The sequence below is a fragment of the Oceanobacter mangrovi genome (assembly GCF_019740315.1).
Classification (GTDB): Bacteria; Pseudomonadota; Gammaproteobacteria; order Pseudomonadales; family Oceanobacteraceae; genus Oceanobacter; species Oceanobacter mangrovi.
In genome coordinates this window covers 865,456-883,724 of sequence record NZ_JAHXZR010000001.1, presented here as the reverse complement: position 1 = coordinate 883,724, position 18,269 = coordinate 865,456, and the positions used below count along the sequence as shown (strand labels likewise).

General features: G+C 55.1%; 16 protein-coding genes. 4 read left to right on the top strand and 12 right to left on the bottom strand.

Annotated features, from left to right (window positions below; genetic code table 11):
• The first annotated feature begins 72 nt into the window (after positions 1-72).
• Together K6123_RS03860 and K6123_RS03855 are read left to right on the top strand one after the other, a co-directional pair.
• The gene (locus K6123_RS03860) at positions 73-1,065 is read left to right on the top strand and encodes a LysR family transcriptional regulator (protein WP_221794266.1); all 993 of its coding nucleotides are present in this window, start codon (positions 73-75) and stop codon (positions 1,063-1,065) included.
• Positions 1,066-1,440: 375 nt separating this feature from the next.
• Entirely contained in the window at positions 1,441-2,166 is a 726-nt protein-coding gene (locus K6123_RS03855; RefSeq protein ID WP_221794264.1) for a thiopurine S-methyltransferase, read from the top strand.
• A gap of 15 nt (positions 2,167-2,181) precedes the next feature.
• On the opposite strand, the gene K6123_RS03850 is transcribed toward K6123_RS03855, so the two are convergent.
• Entirely contained in the window at positions 2,182-3,219 is a 1,038-nt protein-coding gene (locus K6123_RS03850) for an NAD(P)-dependent alcohol dehydrogenase (protein ID WP_221794261.1), read from the bottom strand.
• A 138-nt stretch (positions 3,220-3,357) separates the two neighbouring features.
• On the opposite strand from K6123_RS03850, the gene K6123_RS03845 reads away from it, so the two are divergent.
• Positions 3,358-4,308 (top strand): LysR family transcriptional regulator, encoded by a 951-nt coding sequence (locus K6123_RS03845; protein WP_246624577.1) that lies wholly within the window; start codon positions 3,358-3,360, stop codon positions 4,306-4,308.
• Between the two features lie 84 nt (positions 4,309-4,392).
• Here the strand turns inward: K6123_RS03845 and hisI are convergent, their stop codons facing one another.
• From hisI to cydD, 8 genes are all read right to left on the bottom strand, one after another.
• Entirely contained in the window at positions 4,393-4,899 is a 507-nt protein-coding gene (gene hisI, locus K6123_RS03840; RefSeq protein ID WP_221794259.1) for a phosphoribosyl-AMP cyclohydrolase, read from the bottom strand.
• Positions 4,896-6,245, bottom strand: coding sequence for a dihydroorotase (locus tag K6123_RS03835; protein WP_221794257.1), 1,350 nt, complete (start codon positions 6,243-6,245; stop codon positions 4,896-4,898). The genes hisI and K6123_RS03835 overlap by 4 nt, the downstream gene beginning before the upstream one ends.
• A complete protein-coding gene (thrS, locus tag K6123_RS03830; RefSeq protein ID WP_221794255.1) occupies positions 6,242-8,305 on the bottom strand; it encodes a threonine--tRNA ligase in 2,064 nt (687 codons plus the stop codon). Before thrS ends, K6123_RS03835 begins: the two co-directional genes overlap by 4 nt.
• Positions 8,306-8,308: 3 nt before the next feature.
• Positions 8,309-8,869, bottom strand: coding sequence for a gamma carbonic anhydrase family protein (locus K6123_RS03825; protein ID WP_221794254.1), 561 nt, complete (start codon positions 8,867-8,869; stop codon positions 8,309-8,311).
• Between the two features lie 35 nt (positions 8,870-8,904).
• Entirely contained in the window at positions 8,905-9,816 is a 912-nt protein-coding gene (gene folE2, locus K6123_RS03820) for a GTP cyclohydrolase FolE2 (RefSeq protein WP_221794252.1), read from the bottom strand.
• A gap of 166 nt (positions 9,817-9,982) precedes the next feature.
• A complete protein-coding gene (locus tag K6123_RS03815) occupies positions 9,983-10,708 on the bottom strand; it encodes a PIG-L deacetylase family protein (RefSeq protein ID WP_343223958.1) in 726 nt (241 codons plus the stop codon).
• Positions 10,709-10,906: 198 nt separating this feature from the next.
• A complete protein-coding gene (locus K6123_RS03810) occupies positions 10,907-12,529 on the bottom strand; it encodes an amino acid ABC transporter ATP-binding/permease protein (RefSeq protein WP_221794250.1) in 1,623 nt (540 codons plus the stop codon).
• Positions 12,526-14,280, bottom strand: a complete 1,755-nt coding sequence (gene cydD / locus K6123_RS03805) for a thiol reductant ABC exporter subunit CydD (RefSeq protein ID WP_221794247.1) — start codon at positions 14,278-14,280, stop codon at positions 12,526-12,528. Before cydD ends, K6123_RS03810 begins: the two co-directional genes overlap by 4 nt.
• 1,012 nt (positions 14,281-15,292) lie before the next feature.
• On the opposite strand from cydD, the gene K6123_RS03800 reads away from it, so the two are divergent.
• A complete protein-coding gene (locus K6123_RS03800) occupies positions 15,293-15,766 on the top strand; it encodes a hypothetical protein (RefSeq protein ID WP_221794246.1) in 474 nt (157 codons plus the stop codon).
• Positions 15,767-15,916: 150 nt separating this feature from the next.
• Here K6123_RS03800 and K6123_RS03795 read toward each other — a convergent pair whose 3' ends face one another.
• The 3 genes from K6123_RS03795 to K6123_RS03785 form a co-directional block, all read right to left on the bottom strand.
• A complete protein-coding gene (locus tag K6123_RS03795; protein WP_221794244.1) occupies positions 15,917-16,567 on the bottom strand; it encodes an N-carbamoylsarcosine amidohydrolase in 651 nt (216 codons plus the stop codon).
• A gap of 133 nt (positions 16,568-16,700) precedes the next feature.
• Positions 16,701-17,456, bottom strand: a complete 756-nt coding sequence (locus tag K6123_RS03790; RefSeq protein ID WP_281423886.1) for a maleate cis-trans isomerase family protein — start codon at positions 17,454-17,456, stop codon at positions 16,701-16,703.
• Positions 17,453-18,268, bottom strand: a complete 816-nt coding sequence (locus K6123_RS03785; protein WP_221794242.1) for an alpha/beta fold hydrolase — start codon at positions 18,266-18,268, stop codon at positions 17,453-17,455. The genes K6123_RS03790 and K6123_RS03785 overlap by 4 nt, the downstream gene beginning before the upstream one ends.
• Position 18,269 lies beyond the last annotated feature (1 nt).

Genomic DNA, 18,269 nt, shown 5'->3' with positions numbered 1-18,269 from the left:
TGGATTCATACTGAAGCCAGCCAGAATATATGTAAAATCAATAGTTAGAATAATAATACATAGATACTGTGCATGAATCTGACTCCTGTGTATGGTGCCAGTATCTGTTTTCACTGCGGAGCCACCATGCAGATTCATCGTACCGACCTCAACCTGCTGGCCGTATTCGACTGCATTTATTCGCAGGGCAGTGTCACCGGCGCGGCGGCAATATTGCACCTGACCCAGCCTAGTGTCAGCCACGCGCTGGCGCGACTGCGCGAACGGGTTGGTGATCCGCTGTTTGTACGCAATGGTCAGAAGCTGGTGCCGACACCGGCGGCGCAGAAACTGATTCATCCGGTACGCCAGGCCCTGCAATTGCTGGAATCCTCACTCGCCGAGCTGAATGAATTCGATGCCACCAGCGCCCGCCAGCATTTTGTGATCGGCATGCGGCCATTAATGGAAGGCGCTTTTTTGCCGTCCCTGATGCGTCAGTTGCAACAGCAGGCTGCCGGGTTGGTGTTGTCGTCGGTACAACTGGATCGTGGCAATCTGGAGGCTGATCTCAACAGTGGCAAACTCGACGCTGCCGTCGATGTGTTCCTCAATCTGCCAACCAGCATCAGCCGTCAGCATCTGGCCAGCTCCCGCATTGTGGTGCTGGCACGCAAGGGCCACCCGGCAGTGCAATCCGGCTTTATCGCCCAGCAGGATTATCTCAATCAGCACCATTTACTGGTGTCGTCACGGCCGCAAGGCCATGGTGTCGAAGACCTGCTGCTGGCGAAAGAAGGCAAGAGCCGCCAGGTCGTCGCCCGCTGTCAGCAAATCAGTACCGGACTGGAGCTGATCAGTCAGTCCAACCTGTTGCTGACCATTTCTGAAAGCCTGGTCAATCATCTGTACGACCCGGAACTGCAGCAGATCTGTATTGCGCCATTCCAGGCACCGTCGGTCGACACCTATCTGTACTGGCATCAGAGCCGGGAGTCCGACAAGGCCAGCCAATGGTTGCGGCAGCAGATTATTGCGGCCTGGAAACAGGCTGAGGTGAAAGCCATTCGGCCAAGCGAAGACTGATCTCCCCATGCGCATTTAAAAAGAATTTAAACAGGCCATGGTTTTTGTTTTCAAGGAATCCAGCACAAGGCGAAAACAAGGAGTTTATGTATGATAAATGAACGATTTGAGCCGGTTTTTAACACCATAGTGGTAACGTAGATAGAAAATCAGCGGCCTGTTCAATGACTCCAGTCAATAGACGGTGCAGTTATTGCACAACCAAGCTCAGGTTAGAGCTTTTGTCTCAAATACAGCGAATTTGGCAGAATTCAACGGCATTGACCTTCCATCGCCGCAGGCAGTCATCAGCCGCATAGCCCTATGAACCGGGCCGTGACGCTCGGCTGGCGCGGCACAGACACTGAATTGTTTACTGTGGGACATGGGGGTTTTATGACAAATGCCAACAAGCGGATGACGCTGGTGCCAACACCGCTTGATAGCAATAAACGCCAGGACAATCTGTTATGGCTGCAAATGTGGCAGCAGGACCAGATTGGTGGCTTTCATCAACCGCTGGTGAACCCCTTGCTGGTAAAGCATTGGCCCGCTCAGGGTCTGCGCCCGAACAGCCGTATTCTGGTGCCCTTGTGTGGCAAAAGTCTGGATATGATCTGGCTGGCGCAACAGGGCCACAAGGTGGTTGGCATTGAGCTGAGCCCACTGGCAGTGAAAGCATTTTTCCGGGAAAACAATCTGCAAGTTCGAAAAATGCACAGCGGCAATTTCACCTGCTGGAAGTCTGCCAATATCACCATCTGGTGTGGCGATTTTTTCTCATTACAAAAACAGCAGCTGGGGCCGGTGGATTGTGTGCTTGATCGCGCCGCCCTGACCGCTTTACCGGAAAGTATTCGTGCCCAGTACGTGCAGCAACTGCGGGCCCTGATAGACCCACAGGTCGAGATCTTCTTATTAACAGTCGAAGACGTCACCAAGCACAGCGGAGTGTTGAAAACTGCCATCGACGACGAATTGATCCAACTGTTCAGCCGCCATTTTGATATTCGCCTGACCCATGCCGATCGTCAGGATGAACGCCCAACGCATACCGGCCAGCAAGCCTGTTATACCGACAGCAAGGTCTATCAGCTCAGCCAGCTGTTATTGGCCAGCTGAACTGCGCCAGCCTGATTACAAGCTGCTCATATCAATCACAAAACGGTAACGTACGTCGGACTTTTCCATACGTTCGTAGGCCTGATTGATTTCGTCCATACGGATCATTTCGCATTCCGGCAGTACGCCGGTTTTGCCACAGAAATCCAGCAGCTCCTGGGTTTCACGAATACCGCCAATCAGTGAACCGGCAATCCGGCGACGGCCCAGAATCATAGGCACACTGCTGAATTCCGGCATTTCACCGACCTGGCCAACCAGCACCAGAGTGCCGTCGGTCTGCAGCAGCGGCATATAGGGGTTGATGTCGTGTTTCACCGGCACGGTATCAATAATGAGTTCGAACTGGTTACGGGCAGTTTTCATCGCCGCCTTGTCGGTGCTGACCAGCAGTGCATCGGCACCCAGCGCAGCAACGTCAGCCGCCTTGTCCGGGCTACGGCTCAGCACCGTTACATGAGCGCCCATCGCCGATGCCAGTTTCACCGCCATATGACCCAAACCACCGAGGCCAACCACCGCCACCTTGCTGCCGGGGCCAACGTTCCAGGTGCGCAGTGGTGAATAGGTGGTGATACCGGCGCACACCAGTGGCGCGACTTTGGCCAGATCCAGAGAGTCCGGCACCCGCATCACAAATTCTTCGCGTACCACCAGGTGTTTGGAATAACCGCCCAGCGTGTGTGTGCCTAGGTGTTTATCCGGGCCGTTATAGGTATCGACGCGGCTGTCGCAGTATTGCTCTTCACCATCATGACAATGCGAGCAGCTCTGACAGGAATCGACCATGCAGCCAACCGCAACGTGATCTCCCACCTTGTACTTGCTGACGCCGGCACCGACGGCACTGACGCGGCCAACAATCTCGTGGCCCGGCACCGACGGATACAGCGTCCAGCCCCAGTCATTGCGAGCTGTGTGAAGGTCGGAGTGGCACACGCCACAGTAGAGAATGTCGATGGCAACGTCGCCAGCCTGGGGCTCACGACGATCAAATTCAAACGGTGCCAGCGGTGTGGTGGCAGATTGGGCAGCGTATCCAAGGGTTTTCATAAACGGCCTCATTGCTGGTTTCGACGCTCAGGCGGCCAATCGCCGCGGTCGTTGATTCAGTTATCTGGATGCCAGCCTAGCAGCGCCAGTCAGGCAGGAATAGTGCACCAAAGCCGATTGGATTAATGAATTCAGCTCATGAAAAAGCCATTTATAATGGTATCTGTCGATTCCAGTGCGGCGGAGCCTGCCATGCCCAGAGATCATTATTCCGAGCTACAGGCCTTTCTGGCCGTTGCTCGTCATCAGAGTTTCACCCGTGCCGCCGCTGAAATGGGGCTGTCGCAGTCAGCCCTCAGCCACACCATTCGAGGGCTGGAACAACGGCTGGGCATTCGTTTGCTGACCCGCACCACCCGCAGCGTTTCACCAACCGAAGCTGGCCAGCAGCTGATCGACCGGGTTGCCAGCAAGTTTGACGATATTGATATTGAGCTGGCCAATATTTCCGCCTTGCGTGACAAACCTGCAGGCACGGTACGGCTCTCCTGTTCGGATAACGTTGCCGAAGCCTTTATCTGGCCAAGATTACGGCCGCTGTTGCGGGAATATCCGGATATCAAAATCGAAATCCGTATTGATTATGGCCTCACCAATATTGTTGAAGAACGGCTCGATGCCGGGGTACGGCTGGGTGAGCAAATCGATCAGGATATGATTGCAGTGCCGATATCCGGCCCGGTCAGAATGCTGGCAGTCGCCAGCCCGGAGTATTGGCAGCAGCATCCGATTCCACAAATTCCGCAGGATCTGTTGCAGCACAGTTGCATCAATATTCGGCTGCCAACCTATGGCGGTTGTTATGCTTGGGAATTTGAAAAGGACGGCCGTGAATTACGGCTGCAGGTGAATGGCCAGCTGATATTCAATACTGTGCCGCAAATCCGCCAGGCCTGTGTCGATGGCTTTGGGCTGGCGTTTTTATCCGATGAATGTGTTGCCAGTGAAATTGCCGCCGGTTTATTGGTGCCGGTTCTGGAAGACTGGTGCCCGCCTTTCCCCGGCTATCATTTGTATTATCCCAATCGCCGGGAAGCGGCCCCGGCGTTTCGTAAAGTCCTGGAAGCCTTGCGCTGGCAGGATCTCTGACAGCACTTGTCTGGGACAGCACTTGTCCGGGACAGCATTTATTTGGACAGTGATTGGTTTGAACGGTGATTGGCTTGCTACCGCTCACAACAAGGTTGGGTTTGGCATTCCTTCGTACACCTGTTCAGGGTCGAATACCTTGTGGTCTTCGTTAAACACCAGCGCCTGACCAGACCAGTCAGTCTCTGCTTCTACCAGCGGTTTGCTGCCAACCGGCACCTGTCGATAAAAACAGGAACGATAGCCAACATGGCAGCTGGCCCCATTGCCAGCCACGGATACCCGAATCCAGATGGCATCCTGATCGTCATCCACACGCATTTCCTCAACATGCTGAACCAGACCACTGGTAGCCCCCTTGTGCCATAACAGCTGGCGTGAGCGGCTCCAGTAATGGGCTTCTCCGGTGGCGATGGTGCGTTGCAGGGCTTCGTCGTTCATGTAGCCCAACATCAGTACTTCGCCGCTGCTGGCGTCGGTGGTGATACAGGCGATCAGGCCGTCGGCATCAAAGCGCGGCGCCAGTTCCGTGCCCTCTTCCACCTGTTCGATACTGGTGCGAGGGAAAAAGCGGATATTCGGGTTTGTCATGAGGGTATTTCCTGCAGAGCGGTTTCCAAAAACTGAATCGGTCGTCCGGCGGGTTGGCCACAAAGGCTCTCGTCGAGTACCACAGCCTGGCCGCGAATGATGGTGTGAATAGGCCAACCAGTTACGCCGCGACCATCGTAAGGCGTCCAGCCACTCAGACTGGTAATCCATTCACTGCTGATCGTCCGGCGGGCTTGCAGATCCACAATGCTGAAGTCGGCATCATAGCCAACGGCCAGTCGCCCCTTGCCAGCCAGACCAAAGATTCTCGCCGGGCCAGCACTGGTAAGATCCACCAGCCGTTGCAGCGTCAGCCGGCCGGCATGCACGTGATCAAGCATGATGGGTAACAGGGTCTGCACGCCGGTCATACCACTGGGAGCATCCGGCCACGGCTGTTGTTTTTCTCTGAGCGTATGCGGTGCATGGTCACTGCCTATCACATCAACCAGACCGTTGTTGATGGCAGCCCACAGTGCATCCTGATGACGCTGCTCGCGAATGGGTGGATTCATTTGTGCCAGCGTGCCGAGTTGCTGATAGCAGTCAGGTGCTGTCAGCGTCAGGTGATGGGGCGTTACTTCAACGCTGACCAAGCGTTTGTGCTGCGCCAGCAATTCCATTTCCGCCGCGGTTGAAACATGCAGCACATGCAGCCGACGACCTGCTTCTTCGGCCATTCGCACTACTTTTTGAGTCGCCAGTAGCGCACTTTGTTCATCACGCCAAAGCGGATGCAGCTGCACATCATGAGACCCGACAAACTGCTGTTTGCGCTGTAACAGCCGCGCCTGATCTTCGGCATGAACAGCCATTCTGCGGTGGCCATTCTGAACCAGCTGTCGCAGTATTTCGTCGTTATCGGTCAGCAGGTCGCCGAACGAACTGCCCATAAAGACCTTGATGCCAGCACAGCCTGGCAGCTGTTCCAGCGCCCGCATATCGGTGCAGTTGGCTGCCGAGCCGCCAATGTAAAAGGCGTAGTCACACCAGCTGCTGCGGCTGGCGATAGCCAGTTTGGCCTGCAAATCCGCTCCCGAAAGCGTCAGTGGATTGGTGTTGGGCATTTCGAAGAAGCCGGTAACGCCACCGAGCACGGCGCCGCGGGAACCTGCTTCGATGGTTTCCTTGTGTTCAAGGCCGGGCTGGCGAAAGTGTACCTGGCTGTCGATCACACCAGGCAACACATGCAAGCCCGCCAGGTTCAGATGCTGATCGGCACGCCACTGTCCCAATTCACCAATCGCCACAATCCGGCCAGCGCGGCAGGCGATGTCGGCCACCTGACTACCGTTCGGCGTAACCAGCGTACCGCCGCTTAACAACAGCTCCGCATGCTGGTTCATGAAGTCACCGAGGTGTCGGCCTGTTGGCCGTTGACCAGTTGTCGTAACAGACGTTGGCGACGTTGTTCGGCACTGGTGAAATCCGGCGCCGTCGCCATTTCCTGCAGAATCTCGATAGCATCGGCAACCGGCCAGCTGCCCAACTGCTCGCCCCTTCGATCACGGATGGTGATACTGCCTTCCGCCACTTCCTGTTTACCGGCGACCAGCAAATAAGGCACTCGCTGCAGGGTTTGCTGGCGGATCTTGTAGCCAATTTTCTCGTTACGGGTATCGCTTTCAGCGCGGATTCCGTTGAGGCTCAGCAATTCCGCCAACTCGCTGGCGTAACTGTCCTGGGCTTCGGCAATCGACATCACCACTGCCTGCACAGGTGACAGCCAAATCGGCAATTTACCGCTGTGATGTTCCAGCAGAATACCGGTAAATCGTTCCAGCGAGCCGAACAGGGCACGGTGCAGCATCACTGGCCTCTCACGCTCACCGGCTTCGTTGATAAACGCGATGTCGAAACGCTCAGGCAGATTCATGTCGACCTGCAAGGTGCCACACTGCCAGTCGCGGCCAATAGCGTCGCGCAATACGAATTCCAGTTTCGGGCCATAAAAAGCGCCTTCGCCGGGATTGAGCTGGTAATCCATGCCTTGCTGATCCAGCGCCCTGACCAGCGACTGCTCCAGCAAATCCCAGCTGGCATCGTCGCCGATACGGTTGTCCGGACGGGTCGACAGCTTGATGCGAATGTCGTCAAAACCGAACTGGCGATAGATATCCAGCGTCAGCGCAATCACAGTCTGGCATTCGGCATTGAGCTGCTGCCGGGTGCAATAAATGTGGGCATCATCCTGGGTGAAATGACGGACCCGCAGCAAGCCGTGCAAGGCACCGGATGGCTCATAGCGATGCACCTTGCCAAATTCGCCCATGCGGATTGGCAGATCGCGATAACTCTTCAGGCCATGGCGGAACAGCAGCACGCTACCTGGGCAGTTCATTGGCTTTAGCGCCATATTGCGACCGTCTTCGGTTTCAGTCGCAAACATGTGCTCACGGTAGTTCTGCCAATGACCGGAAATTTCCCACAGTCCCCGGTCCATCATGTCCGGGGTGTTCACTTCGATGTAACCAGCTTGTTGCTGGCGACGGCGCATATAGCCGATCAACTGTTGCAACAGGGTCCAGCCTTTCGGATGCCAGAACACCGAGCCCGGAGCATCTTCCTGAAAATGAAACAGGTCGAGTTCCTTGCCCAACCGCCGGTGATCCCTTTTTTCAGCCTCTTCCAACATGGTGAGGTGATCCCTGAGCTGCTGTTTGCTGGCCCAGGCAGTGCCGTAAATCCGTTGCAGCTGCTCGTTGTTGGCATCCCCCCGCCAGTAGGCACCGGAGACGCCAGTCAATTTGAAATGCTTGAGAAAACGGGTGTTAGGTACATGAGGCCCACGACACATGTCGAGATATTCCTGATGGAAATACAGCCCCAGTTCGTCGGCCATGCCTGCTTCCGGTGCGGCAATATCGTCAATCAGCCGCAATTTGTATTGCTCATTGCGCTGGCTAAACAAGTCGATGGCTTCAGCCCTGGGGGTCATGCGTTTGATCACGTCGTAATGGCTGCTGATCAGTTCTTTCATACGCGCTTCGATGGCGCTGATGTCGTCCGGCGTAAAGCTGTGTTCGCAGGCAATGTCGTAATAAAAGCCGTTGCGGATCACCGGGCCGATCACCATCTGGGCAGTCGGGAATAATTGTTTGAGCGCATGGCCGAGCAAATGGGCACAGGAATGGCGAATAATATCCAGGCCGTCGTCGTCATCGGCCCTGATCAGGGTAACAGCGGCGTTATGCCGGATCGGATCGCAGAGATCATGCAATTCACCATTGATACGACCAGCAACAACCTGATTGGCAAATTGTGGGCTGATGGCCCTGGCAACGTCCAGCAGGCTGGGGACTTGCTCAAATGACAGCACCTTGCCGTCTGGCAAACTCACCTCTATCGGCTGCTCCAGCAGTTTTTCTGCAGCGGATTCGGGGGCGGATTCAGGGGCCGAAATCATGACTCAAAACTCGTTCTGAATGTGTTTGTAGCCAGCCACCAGATCATTGTTGGTACGGGCAACGTCTTCGGAAAATTCACTGGCATCAGCAGACACCCTGGGCAGCGAGGCAAGATCGGTATGGCTGTCAATGCGGGCGGTAGAAGGTACGTAAAAGCCTTCCGGCAGTTCGCAACCATCAACCACAGCGTTGTAGCGAATCACGCAGCCGTCATTGATATGGCAGTTGAATAACACACTGTTGAAACCGATAAACACCCGGTCTTTCACCACACATGGACCATGCACAATGGCGCGATGCGCAATCGAGCTATGGCGACCAATGCGCACTTCGGCACCGGATTTGGAGTGGATTACGACACCATCCTGAATGTTTGAATGGGCGCCGATAATAATCGGCTCGATGCCACCATCAGCATCACGCTCGTCAGCACGAATCACAGCGTAAGGGCCGATAAAGACGTTTTCCTCCACGATCACACGACCACACAAAATAGCGGTTGGATCAACAAAGGCGGTCGGGTGAACCTGCGGCAAGTCACCCCGGGGATTTTTACGGATCATTGGATTCTCATCATCTGGTTACGGCGGTGGTTTGGTCAGCTACGCACACTGGCGACAGCGTCGTGCGGATGCAGGCTTTCGAGGTGACAAACGTCGATACAGAGGTGCTGGTAGTCTGGTGCCAGAGCCGACTTGATGCGGCGGGCGGCGTCTTCCACAAACATCAGATTGCTGCCATTCAACTCGGCAAAGGCCTGTTCATCAGCCCGTTTGACGGCGGTCTGCAGAGGCGTTTGCAGTGCCTGTTCGATCTGCGCTATCAGCTGCGGCAAGCCGAAGTCAGTGGCCAGAGGATCGATCTCAACCTCTACATCGGCACGACTGCGCTGGCTGTGGGGCGTCGCCAGACTGGCGTTCTGTTGCAGCCAATTGACCACGTCGGCGCTGGTGATGCCGTTCGCTGATTCGTCAAAATCGACCTTGAAACGCTCACTAATCAGCTGACGCGCCAGTGCTGCCGAACACGGGCAGGTTGAGGAATACCCCACGCTCACCCGGCTTCTCAGCTGGTAACGGCCGTCCTCCAGCCGCGCCGCCAGTTTCACCGGGTAAGCGCTCCAGCCAGACATCTCGGCGCTTTTAAGCGCTGGCTTGCGCAGCAGGATTTCAAACTCAAATACCAGCTCAGCGGCGCTGCTGCCGCAGTCCTGATGGCTGCTGATCATGTCGCTCAATAATGGTTGCAAGGCTGCTGGAGTCAGTCGCCGGTCATCGCCGAACGGCATCAACAACCGGTACAGGCGCGACATATGAATGCCCTTGATATGAGGCAGCGGCAAATCCACCGTGGCGCGAACCCGGGCATTGCTATAAGGCCTCAGCTGTAAACGGCTACTGCTGTCGGCCAGCGTGATTGGTAAATCGATAGCATCCATGCCGACCTGTGACAGGCTGGCCGGAATCGGCGCGCTGTCAGATACGGATACATCAGGTAGTCGGGCGTTCATGCGGTTTTCCATCGGTCGGTGTCATCAGTAGCCCCAAACCTCTGAAGGGCTTGGGACCAGCGGATTGATTCGGGCGAGCAATGCACCGGAGCCGATAACTGAGGGGACCGGACGCCCGGGTGCATTGCTCAATCAGTGTCAGAGCAGCAATTTCAACAACAGTGGATCACAGCGTATCCACGACCGTTGGTGTCAGCTTCATAAAGCCTTCGGCGTACTCGATATTACGTTTGGCGGTGATACCAATATTGCGCTTGGCCTGTACCCCACGTTGAAGGGCAACCCGGGTGTAGTAGTTCCACAGATGCTCCTGCCCCTGCATACACTCAATGGCCTTGCGTTTGGTTTCCCAGACGTCTGTGATATCGAGAAAGGTATTGGGCTCCCAGCCACATTGTTCGGTCTGGTGTGGTTCAAAAGCATATACCGGCGGCGCACCAACGATTTTCTGGCCCGGGTTATGACCTTCGGCCTGAGCGATGATGCGGGCCTCCTGCGCCACGTGCATAGCCAGGGGATGGTCGAAGTTGTAGGGGTCTTTAACGGAGTGCGATAAAACAAATTCCGGCTGCAGTTCGCGATAGGTATCGACCAGCCGGAACAGGATTTCGTCCGAGACTCGCATCGGATAATCACCGATGTCCCAGAACTCTACCTCGGCACCAAGAATATCGGCGGCTCGCTGAGCTTCTTCCTGACGGGCAGCTTTTACCGCTTCCAGTGTCATGGCTGGCTTGCGCCACAGCTTGGCGGATTCTCCGCGTTCACCATAGGAGAGACAGATCACCCTGACTTTCCAGCCTTGTTGAACATGGCTGGCAATAGCACCGCCAGCGCGCCAGACAAAATCAGCCGAGTGAGCACTGACGACCAATGCAGTTTTTTGATCCACGGTTTGGTTTCCTTGTTGGATGTCGTTGAGGTTGTTTGGTCGTTTTGTTTTTTAATTGTTATAACATAACAATAATATAAGTGAAAAGAGCAACACAACAACTCATCAGCTCAGTAACAGACTGGTGCCAGCCAACATCCAATAAAAAAGGCCAGTCCCTTGCGGGACTGGCCTTTTGGTACTGCTGAACAGCTTCCGCTAGCCCAACCTTAACTCATGCTGAGCCGGCTGAATCAGCTGGCGATCATGGGTATTGGCAATGACCAACTGCTGCTGCCAATGTTCTGCCAGCTTGCCAAAAACGGTTTGCGCCAGCGCCTGGTCCATGCCAGCTGCCGGTTCATCCAGCAGGATAATCTGCGGCCGTCGCAACACCAGTCGCGCCAGCCCCAGTCGCTTGCATTCACCACCAGAAGGCTGCCATTCGCCATCACCGAGCCAGGTATCCAGCCCTTGCGGTAACTGCTGCGCCCATTGATCAAGCTCGACCAGCGCCAACGCTGCCTGCAGCTCGGCGTCGCTGTGGGGATGATTCAGACAGAGGTTATCACGCAGGCTGGCACGCAGAATGTCGATGCGTTGTGGCATCAGACCGACGTCAGCAGCGGCCACCACACTGAAGTTGATGCTGCCGCCATTGGCCTGTAACTGACCAGACAGCAGCGCCATCAGGGTGCTTTTACCACCACCACTGGGGCCGCAAATCCAGTGCCAGCCGGGGCCTGAAAATTGATGGTTAAAACGCTCAAATACCGGTTTGGGTTGACCGGGATAACGATAATCGAGCTGCTGCAGCTGAACGCCTTGACACTCGCTGTTAACAGCAAAAACCCGACTGTCTTCAGCATCCGTCTGACCGGATTGCAGTTGCTGCAAGCGCTCAAGCGCCTGCATACCGAGCTGGAAAGCGGCAACAACCGGGCTCGCATTGATTAACACTTCACCGGTTCCAAGTGTCAGCAACAGCAGCATAAACAGCATGGCGCCCGCCAGCTCACCAGCTTGCCAGGCCACAAATCCCTGCCAGAACACCAGCACGGTCATGCCGATTAGGCCAATCTGCGCCAGCAGCAACATACCTTGCTGCCGGTTAACGGCTGCAACTTCCTGCTGGTCGGCAGCAGCAGATTGCCCGGTCAGATGATGGCCAGTCTGCTGGAGCCGTTGATGCAGGGTCAAGGTGCGCATATTGCTTAACAGCGAGCTGGACGACTGCCACTGTTCACTGCGCAGCCGGTGCAACCGGTCTTGCGCATCCAGTACCTGACGGCTGTAAAGCAGCGGCATGATCACCACCGCCAGCAGCAACAGCGGCAGCACCCACAGCAGCGCGACTGGTAACACCAGTGCCAGCGTCAACAGATAACCCAGCGTCACCGCTGCCGTTACCACCGTCGGCACCAGCGCTGACAGGTAAATGGATTCAATGTACTGGATGTCCTGCAGCAGCCGACTGGCTGTTTCGTGGCGATTGAGCTGGGTTTCGCTCCAGCGACCCCGACCAATAAAACGGAACAGATCTGCTCGCAAACGTGAGATCAGCCGGAACGTCGCTTCGTGGGTAACCAGCCGCTCGCCATAACGGCCCAGCGTGCGGGAAATCGACAAGCCCCGCACCATCGCACCAGGAGTAAAGAAGTTGAATTCAAAGGCCGCGATTGTACTCAGCCCGGCCAACGCCGCCGCACTGATAAACCAGCCAGACACCGCCAGCAAGGCAATGCCGGAAAACGCCGTCAGCACCGCCAGCAAAATACCGAACAACACCAGTCGCTGCTGTTGCGACAACAATTCAAAATAATACTGCCGCAGGTTTTTCATGATCCGGCTCCTGCGTCTGCAGTGTTGTCAGCATGCCCAGCCGTTAGCGTTTGCAGCTGGATTTGCTGGTCAAAGAAATCACGTTCACCCGGTCGGTGACTGGCCATAATCAGCATGCCCCCCTGGCGACAGTAATAGGCCAGTCGCTCCATAAAGGCGGTTGCCGTGTGCTGATCCAGGTTGGCGGTTGGTTCATCCAGCAACAACAAGGCCGGTTGATGCAGGAACACCCGCGCCAGCGCAATGCGCTGGGCCTGACCACCCGATAGGTAACCACCACTGTCGCTGATCATATAGTCGAGCCCGCCCGGCAAGACTGCCACGACATCGTCGACTCTGGCTTCCGCCAGCGCGGTATAGAGCTGTTTGTCGCTGAACGACCGTCCCAGCGTCAGGTTGTCGCGAATACTGGCGAACAGCAGTTCTGGCTGCTGCGACAGATAACCAATCTGCTCGAACCAGCCAGGCTGCTGTAATAAAGCGGTCGGCTGACCATTCACCAGCAGCTCACCCGCCGCTGGCGGTCGCAAACCTGCCAGCGTGTCCAGCAAGGTGGTTTTACCAGAACCCGACGGCCCATCCAGCAGTAGCTTCTGACCGGCTTGCAGCACAAAACTGACAGGCGCATGCAGCGGTTTGGCGGGGTCACCACTTTGCAGCTGTGACACTTGCAGTCGGGTCAGAGGTTCGATTGGCTGAGCCGTTACCTCAGACTGCCGGGAGCGATACCACTGATCCAGCTTTAACAGGTGTTCGGCAACACTGACGGCATCAGTGCGGTCGTGATACAGCTCGCCCATACGCCGTAACGGCTGATAGAACTCCGGCGCCAGCATCAACAGGAACACACCGTCGAACAGCCCATAGCCACTGGCGTAACTGCCGATATCGTATTTATCCAGAAAGAACAGCCCCAGGTACACGGCCACAATCGCAACACTGATGGCACTGAAAAACTCCAGCAAGGTGCCGGACAAAAACGCCAGTCGCAGCACCTTCATGGTCGACTTGCGGAAATTCTCGGACTGCTCAAACAGCTGCTGGCCTTCCTGCTCAACCGTTCCAGCCAGCTGAATCGCCTGCAGGTTTTTCAGCCGGTCAGTCAGCAGGTTACCCAACCGGGTCAGCTGGTCGATGTTGGCGCGGCTGGCGCTGGCAGCCTTGTCACCCACCAGAATCATAAAGATCGGTACCAGTGGCGCGGTAAACAGGAAAATCAGTGGCACCATCCAGCTGACAAAGGCCGACGACACAATAATCGCCAGCGGCATCAATACCGCGAGATTTTTCTGCGCCACAAAATCGGCAAAATAGCCCCGTTGTTTATCGATTTCAGTGGTCAGCAGGTTACTGACTTCAGCGGCATTAAAATGCGGGAACAGCCGGATGTTGAGATCAAAACAGCGCTGCAGGGTAAAACTGCGCAGGGCTGCACGAATCTTCACACTGGCGCGGTTACCAACCCGGCTTTGACCATACGCCGCTGCCGCCCGGGTCACTAATATAGTGCCCAGCAGCAGCCAGTCTGCCAGCACAGGCAAACTGGCATCAGCTTGATAAATCGCCTGATCCAGTAAACGCGCCACCAGCCAGGCCAGACTGATGGTCATACTGACCTGCAACAGCCCCAACAGGATGGATACGCGGTTTTCGGCGCTGGCGCTACGGCCAAAATGTTTCAGTAGTCCGGCAGCGTTGCCAAAGTCTGGCGGCATCGACGAATTATCAGGGGAAGAGCCTTGGGAGGTCATTAATACCAGGCCTGTGCGAAAAGATGAAAACGGGTCTGTATAAGCGTAATGCTGTTCACTTAAGCGTTTGTAACCACAAATTGTCGTCATCCTGAACTGTTCGGGCCGCGCAGACTCAGGATCCAAAAGCCCTATGGATCCCGGATCTGCTTCGCGTCCGGGATGACGTGGATTGGTTAAATGAACAGCATTAGTCTGTATAAGCGGGCGGATATGCTAGCAGATTCCGCTTGCTGGCGTCTTTGCTGTGTCGTCACGCAGAACCGGGTGTGACGATTCGTCGCTGTGGTTCTGGCTGGCCGCCTGCCAGCAGGCTATGGAAGTTTTTGTTAATTCTCTTATCAACGATTGATGACTGGTAAAGTGTCAGCAAAACAAAAAATGACAGCAAAATAACCAGCTGTCTGGCAAACGTTTTGCCCCTGGTTGCTATCGATTAGCCAAATTGTATCGTTTTAATAAAGGAAAATAATTTATTCAGAAATTTGTCAGGGAAGATTACAGAATAGCCGGAGGCTGGACATAACACTGCCAGCCGAACGTCATGAAACGGGTTCATAAATTCTGCTTCTGTCTCCCTTTCACTGACTAAGAGGCTATTAATCACTATCCGGCAACGGATTAAATCAGCCTTAAAACCTCCGGAATTCCCGCGAACCGGGCTGCCGCTTTACTATTCCGACAGCAGGCCCTTCTCTTTATCTGTAAATCTGCTATATGATGGTGGCGATTCGAGCAGTTCCCGAATGCAAACGCCATGCATGGCAACTTCAAGACAATATGCTTTGACGCCGTCCCGGCATCAGCACCCAGTATGGAACACTCTGCTCCATCAGGTATGGCTATTTGGTTAATTTCAAATAGATAAATTCCAATACCCGCGGAGTTTTGTCAGAACAGAACTGTCTGATCCACCCGGATTTAGAAAATCCGGTAATTTCCGATCTGTAAATACTTTCAAATAGACCGGAACATTAATCTGGTTAATTAATAGCACTGGAGCCTGACAACCTTGTCTCTTCTTGATACCAACCTTGACGAACTGATCCAAAACGAACGCGCCAAACTGGAAGAGCTGCTGCGTCTGAAAGAACAGCAACAGCAAAAAATTGATGCCCTGCAAAGCATTACCAGCGAATTTGATGCTGGTCTGAAAAAGCATGGTATTTCAGCCAACGAATATTTCGGTTTTATCGCTGGCAACCTCGAACAATGGATCAAAGGCGCTGAAAACCTGCCTATTTATGATTCTCTGGCCAAGCATTTCAGCAAGGTTGCCGCCAAAGCAGCGGCTGCAGCGGCCGCCAATCCGGTTGCTGAACCAGCCGAGAAGGTTTCAACCCTGCCAAAACCAAAACTGAAAGTGGGTTCTTACCGCAACCCGGCCACCAATGAAGTGGTTGAAAAGATCAAGCGTAATCCAAAACAGCTGGATCAGTGGGTTGAAGACTACGGTTTTGCCGTCGTTCGTACCTGGAAAATGTAATTCCGCTGGAGCAGCAGTATTTAATCAGCCGTAATTAATATGGCCGATATTGGCTGCCTGTTCGCCCGGTTATTACAGCGCCGCCCGAAATAGCGGTGCAGGCAGAGTCTGATAATCACCAGACTCTGCTTTTCCATATCCGCTGCAGTTCTATTCCGTCGCTCCCCAGTTCAATTCGAACAAGGCATTCATCACTTCATCCCTTGCCATCACATCGCCATATTTGCTGTTGATATCAAACAGATTGGCATCGTGTGGAGCCTGGTGACGGTCACCCACGCAATCCGACACTACGATTGTGCGGAAGCCATATTGCAGCGCATCCACGGCCGTTGCCCGTACACAACCACTGGTAGAACAGCCCACCAGCACGACAGTATCGACACCACGCGCGACCAGTGTTGACGCCAGACTGGTGCCAAAAAATGAACTGGCGTATTGCTTCACCACCACCACTTCGGATTCCAGTGGCATCACTTCCGGGCAGAACTCGGCAAATGGATTACCGGCTACCATGGCTTTCATCACCGGTGCTTTTTGCAGCCAGATACCGCCATCGTGAAAATCCGGGTGATACAGGATACGGGTATGAATGACGTCCATCCCGGTTGAACGGGCCTGTTCCAGCAGTGCTACGGTATTGCTCACTGCGGTTTGCACCATGGGTGCATACAGCGGCGATTCTTCTTTCACATAACCTTGCAGAAAGTCGATCAACACCAACGCCGCCTTGTTACCAAAGCCGACCTTGCCGTCCCATACGCCTGCGTAGTTATTGCTCAAATCCTGAGAGTCACTCATGCCCACCCTCCGATGCAGCGGAAAATTTAAAAAACGGTCGAACTGCGCCTTTCAGCAAGCAGCAGTCCGACCAGAAAGGGGCGAACCCCGAGAAGGAACCAAAACAACGAACAACCGACCCGCCAACAGCCGATCAGTAAGCGCCAGACAACAAGGCACCGGCACCCGGAACGACAGGTTCCAGCTCCAGTGACTTCAGCATGGCGTAGGTGGTTGCGACAGCAGCAGTCAGCACCGGCTTGCCAGTCATGGCTTCGACTTTGGCAATCGCAGGCAACGACGGCATCTGCACACAGGCCGACAGCACAATCACATCAGCGTCCTGATAGTGCAGATCCTTGACGATCTCTGGCAGGCGTTCGGGATCATGGCGCGCCACATCCAGGTTGTCCGGAATTTCCAGTGCGATGTAATCCAGCACTTCAAAACCTTCCTCACGGATGTAATCCACCACCAATTCAGTCAGAGGCTTCATATAAGGCGCCACCACAGCGACCTTTTTAGCGCCCATCACCTTCAGACCTTCTACCAGCGCACCGGCGCTGGTAATCACCTGGCTGTTGCTGTCGTTATCACGCACCCGCTGGGTCAGACGCTTTTCGGATTCGCGGTGGTAGCCAGGCCCCATCGCCATGATCGCCACCAGGCAGGCATAACCCAGCACATCAACCCTGGCGTCGCTGAGTTCAGTGGCGCAACGGTCGGACTCGGCGTCCATCGCTGCCAGTTCTTCCTTGACCACCTTTTTCATCCGCATGCGGCTGGAGTGAAAGGTAAAACGCTGTTCCGGGCGAATGCTCATACGGGCGTTCAGCATCGCCGGAATTTCGGTTTCCATGGTGGTGTTGGAGCTCGGCACAATCTGGCCAATACGATACAGGGTTGTCATTGAGCGGCCTCCCCGGCAGAAATCAGTTCAAAAGCAGTGTTGATAAAACCGTCGAGGTCATCCCATGGAATCATGTGACCGGCAGTGCCGACGTGCGCAATGGCCAGCTGTGGGCACAGAGTCAGCATTTCGGCCTCGTCTTCCGGCTGAATCACCCCACCCTTGCCCGCCACCATCAGGCTGCATGGCAGCTTCACTGCTGCGAGATCCTGGTGGAAATCGACCTCGTGGAAGTCGTTAAAAGCACGCACAATCGCTGGCTCGTAACAGCTGTGCAGCCATTGAGCCCGCAGCGCCCGCTGTTCTTCCGTCCAGGTTGGACAGAAGGCTTTCATGTCTTCCGCGCTCATGCCGACCAGCGACTGACGAATGGAATCGACATACCAGGGCAGTTTGCTGGGATATTCACGACGCCCCGGGCCGGACACTGGTGGATCAACCAGCACCAGCTGACTGATACCTTGAGCACCGCGAGCCACTGCCAGCGCGGCAAAGCGGGCACCCATTGAATGGCCCATCAGAATTACGTTGGTCAACCCCAGCGCCTTGATCAACTCAATCGCATCGTCAGCACAGGCCGCCGGGCTGTAATCCAGCTCTGGGCCGGACTCTGACAAGCCACGACCACGCACGTCGAGTACATAAACGTCGTATTTTTCAGCCAGCTTTTCTGCCACAAAACCCCAGGTCACTGCCGGGCTGGTAATGCCCGGAATCAGTACCAGTGGTTGTTTGCCTGCACCGCCGTATCTGAGGTAGTGCTGGCGAATGCCATTGGCATTCACCTGCGCACCGTACAAGAATTCAGTCATC